Origin of the sequence: Streptomyces sp. NPDC051183, from assembly GCF_040682455.1 — a bacterium.
In the GTDB taxonomy this organism is placed as follows: Bacteria; Actinomycetota; Actinomycetes; order Streptomycetales; family Streptomycetaceae; genus Streptomyces.
Genome location: NZ_JBFBBA010000108.1, coordinates 1 through 3,403 on the forward strand (window position 1 = coordinate 1; position 3,403 = coordinate 3,403).

Annotated in this window: 2 protein-coding genes; one reads left to right on the top strand and one right to left on the bottom strand. The window is 69.0% G+C overall.

Going from position 1 to position 3,403, the window contains the following annotated elements:
* The first annotated feature begins 488 nt into the window (after positions 1-488).
* A complete protein-coding gene (locus AB0M99_RS37590; RefSeq protein ID WP_365928740.1) occupies positions 489-1,730 on the top strand; it encodes a DUF6545 domain-containing protein in 1,242 nt (413 codons plus the stop codon).
* Positions 1,731-1,787: 57 nt separating this feature from the next.
* Here the strand turns inward: AB0M99_RS37590 and AB0M99_RS37595 are convergent, their stop codons facing one another.
* A complete protein-coding gene (locus AB0M99_RS37595) occupies positions 1,788-3,275 on the bottom strand; it encodes a trypsin-like serine protease (RefSeq protein WP_365928743.1) in 1,488 nt (495 codons plus the stop codon).
* Positions 3,276-3,403 lie beyond the last annotated feature (128 nt).

Genomic DNA, 3,403 nt, shown 5'->3' on the forward strand with positions numbered 1-3,403 from the left:
GCGTAGGCGACGCCGAGCGTGGTGACCGCGGTGAGCACCGTGGCGGTGCCGACGAGACCGGTGAACAGTGCCTTGCGGGCACGGGTTATCGCCATTTTTATCCCCCTGGTGCAGGAAGGGCCGAGCGCGGCGCGCAGCCCTCTGATACAGATTCGGAGTGGTCAGCCCTTGGCCACGTGCCCCCACCGCGGGCGCAGCACTGCTGCCGGTCCCGTGGTCACGGAATCGGGAGTGAAACGCGGGGCGGAGGCCGGTACGAATGGTCCGGTGGCCTCGATCTTCCGGAGGAGACGGTAGCGGCTTAATCCAAATCCTTCAACCGCGAGTGAGAAGGGTTCAACTGTGGTTGATCCTTCATGTGCCACCTCGTTACTTTCGGTAACCGCCGCCGTATTTGATAACTCTTGATGAGATCGTTACTGTCGCGTGGTCGGGGGACGGTGCGATGGAACGGCGCATCCGGTTGGCGAGAACGTGGAAGGTTGATCATGGGGGAAGGGGTCAACTTCTACGTGCCCGCGGTCGCGCTGGGCGTCGTCCTGCTGGCGAAGCTGCCCGCCCTGGTGAGGGGCTGGCGCAGCCCCATGGTCCGGGCCGTGAACGCCCTGCTCGCCATGGCCTGCGCCGCATTCGCCTTCTCCGCGCCGCCCACGATCGCGGTGGTGAACCGGTTCACCGGCATCAGCAACTTCTCGGCGCCGCTGGTCTACTGCATCCTGTGCGCCTACTCGTGTGCCTGCCTGGTGCTGGTGGAGAACTGGCGCGAGGACTCCAGGGTCGAGACGCGCACCAGGCGTCGCGTCCGCGCCTGGGTCCTCGCCTACGGCATCGTGATCGTGGCCATCATCGGGTGCTTCATCGCGGGTGAGGCCCCGGTGGAGCGACCCAGGGACTTCGACACCTACTACGCCACCACCCCGTTCATCGGCGAGATGCTCGTCCTCTACCTGGTCGCGCACACGGTCGCCGCCTTCGCCACCACGGTCGTGTGCTGGAGGTGGGCGCTGGAGATCAGCAGGGAAACCCACGGGACCGCCGTGTCCTCGGTCGGCCGGTCGCTGAAGATCGGGCTGATCTTCCTGGTGGTCGGGTTCCTCGTCAACGTCGTCTTCGGTGTGGCCAAGCTCACCGCCATCGGCGCCCGCTGGGCCGGCCGCGACTGGGACGTGGTCAACCGGATGGCCGGGTCCTTCATCTCCCTCAACGCGGGAGTGTGCATGTGCGGCTTCCTGCTGCCGGTGTTCGGACCCTGGCTGGTCGAGCGCGTCTGGCGGCCCTGGCGGACCTTCGCGGCCCTGCGCCCCCTGAGCGTTCTGGTCGGCCCGTCCGGCGGGGTACCCGGCAAGCAGATGTTCCTCACCACGCCCTGGTACTCCAGCCCCGAGCAACTGCTGATGTACCGCCTGACCAACATCCGTGACGGCATGCTCCGTCTGCGCGCGTACTGCGACGACGGCGTACGCGAGGCCGCCTACCGCGAAGCCGTGGCCCAGGGGGCGTCCGAACGGGACGCCGTCGCCACCGGACTCACCGCCATGTTCGGGGTGGCGGCCGCCGACCGCGTACGCAAGTCACCCGCCGACGAGCCCAGGAGCTCCCGGGCCGCTCTCGAACTGCGTGCGGCCGAGGACGAGGACCGCGAGCTGATGACCCGCATGGCCCGGGTCCTGGCCGCTTCGCCCGCTTCCGCCGGCCAACGGCGCTCGCTCGCCGCGGCCGACGCGGAGTAGGCCAACGGCCCGTGCTGCTTCGACGCAGCACGGGCCGAGGTCTTCACCGGGTGCCGGTCACTGCCACGTGTTGGTGTGCCAGATGGCGCCGCCCTTGCCCTCGCCACCGTCCTTCTTGTAGATGACGAAGTTGCCGTCGTTCTGGAAGTGGGCGTAGGCCCCGGCGGCGAAGGTGTTGCTGGACCAGACGAAGCCGCCCTTGCCGTCGCCGCCGTCCTTCTTGTACAGGACGAGGTTGCCGTCGTTCTGCATGTCCAGGTGGCCGCCTTCGCCGGTGTAGGCGTTGGAGGTCCAGACCTCCTTGGCCTTGGTCTTGTCCCAGATGATCAGGCGACCACCCCGGTCGGCCATGAGGATCTTGCTGCCGGCGTCGACCCAGAACGGGGCCGGGTACTGCCAGCCGCCGGTCATCTTGTTGGGGCGCGCCCAGGTGCCCGAGGCCCAGATGTTGCCGCCCTTGCCTTCGCCGCCGTCCTTCTTGTAGACGACGAGGTTGCCGTCGTTCTGGAAGGTCAGGAAGGAGCCGCGGTTCTCGGTGCCGTTGCCGTAGGTGTTGGACGACCAGAGCGAGCCGCCCTTGCCTTCGCCGCCGTCCTTCTTGTAGACGACGAAGTTGCCGTCCTCCTGCATGATCGCGTAGGCGCCCGGGTTGCCGTAGGTGTTGGTCGACCAGATCGCCGCGCCCTTACCGTCGCCGCCGCTCTTGTGGTAGATCACCATGTTGCCGTCGGCCTGCATGGACAGCTTCAGGTGCTGGCCGACGATGGTGGTGCCCGAGGCGATGGTCTGGCCGGGGCGGATGAGCAGCGGGTCGGCGGTCGCGGCGATCCAGGCGCCGAGGTCGTCGGTCCGTACGGAGACGGCGCCGGTACGGGTCTCGGCCGCGTCGGTGCCGAAGCAGCCGCCCTGCCAGGAGCGGCTGTTGATGCCGACGAGCTCGCCCGCGGCGTTCAGCAGCGGGCCGCCGGTGTCGCCCTTGCACAGGACGTCGGTGCCCTTGCCGGTGATGGCGAGGGTGGTGGCGTCGGTGGTGTTCGTGGTGAACGTGCCGGTGTGCGCCTTGCCCGGCACCCAGTCGGTCTTCGTACGGCCGAACCCGGCCGCGGTCAGGTCGGTTCCGGCGGCGGGGACGGTGGTCGCGCGCTTGACGGGGGCGATGCCGGTGGCCGGAACGGCGAGGCGGGCCAGGACCAGGTCGCGGTCGGCCCGCGGCACGAGCTCCACGATGGCGCTGCTCTGACCGTTGCTGAGCGTGGCGGTGCTCTTCAGCGCCGGCTTGCCTGCCGGGACCTGCTCGCCCGCCGTGCCCGCGAAGCAGCTGGCGGCGGTGGCCACCCACCACTGGTCGACGACCGCGGCGGTGCAGGCGCGGCTGTTCGCGTCGTCGCCGATGGTCAGCTTCGCCGTGTAGGCGTGCTGGCCGGCCGGGGCCTCGGGGCCCACGAGGGCCTGGGCGGGGCCGGCGGCTATCAGGCCGGTGGTGACTGCGGTGGCGGTGGCGAGCAGGCCGGTCATCCGCTTGGTGTGCGGACGGAGAGCAGACATGGAAATTCCTTGTGAACAGAGAACGGAGCGAGGCGGAGCGGGCTGCGTGGGTGCGGTGGTCAGCCGACGCGGAGTTCGAGGAGGATGGAGCGTTCGCCGGTGTCGCCTGCTTCGCCGAAGGGCTTGTA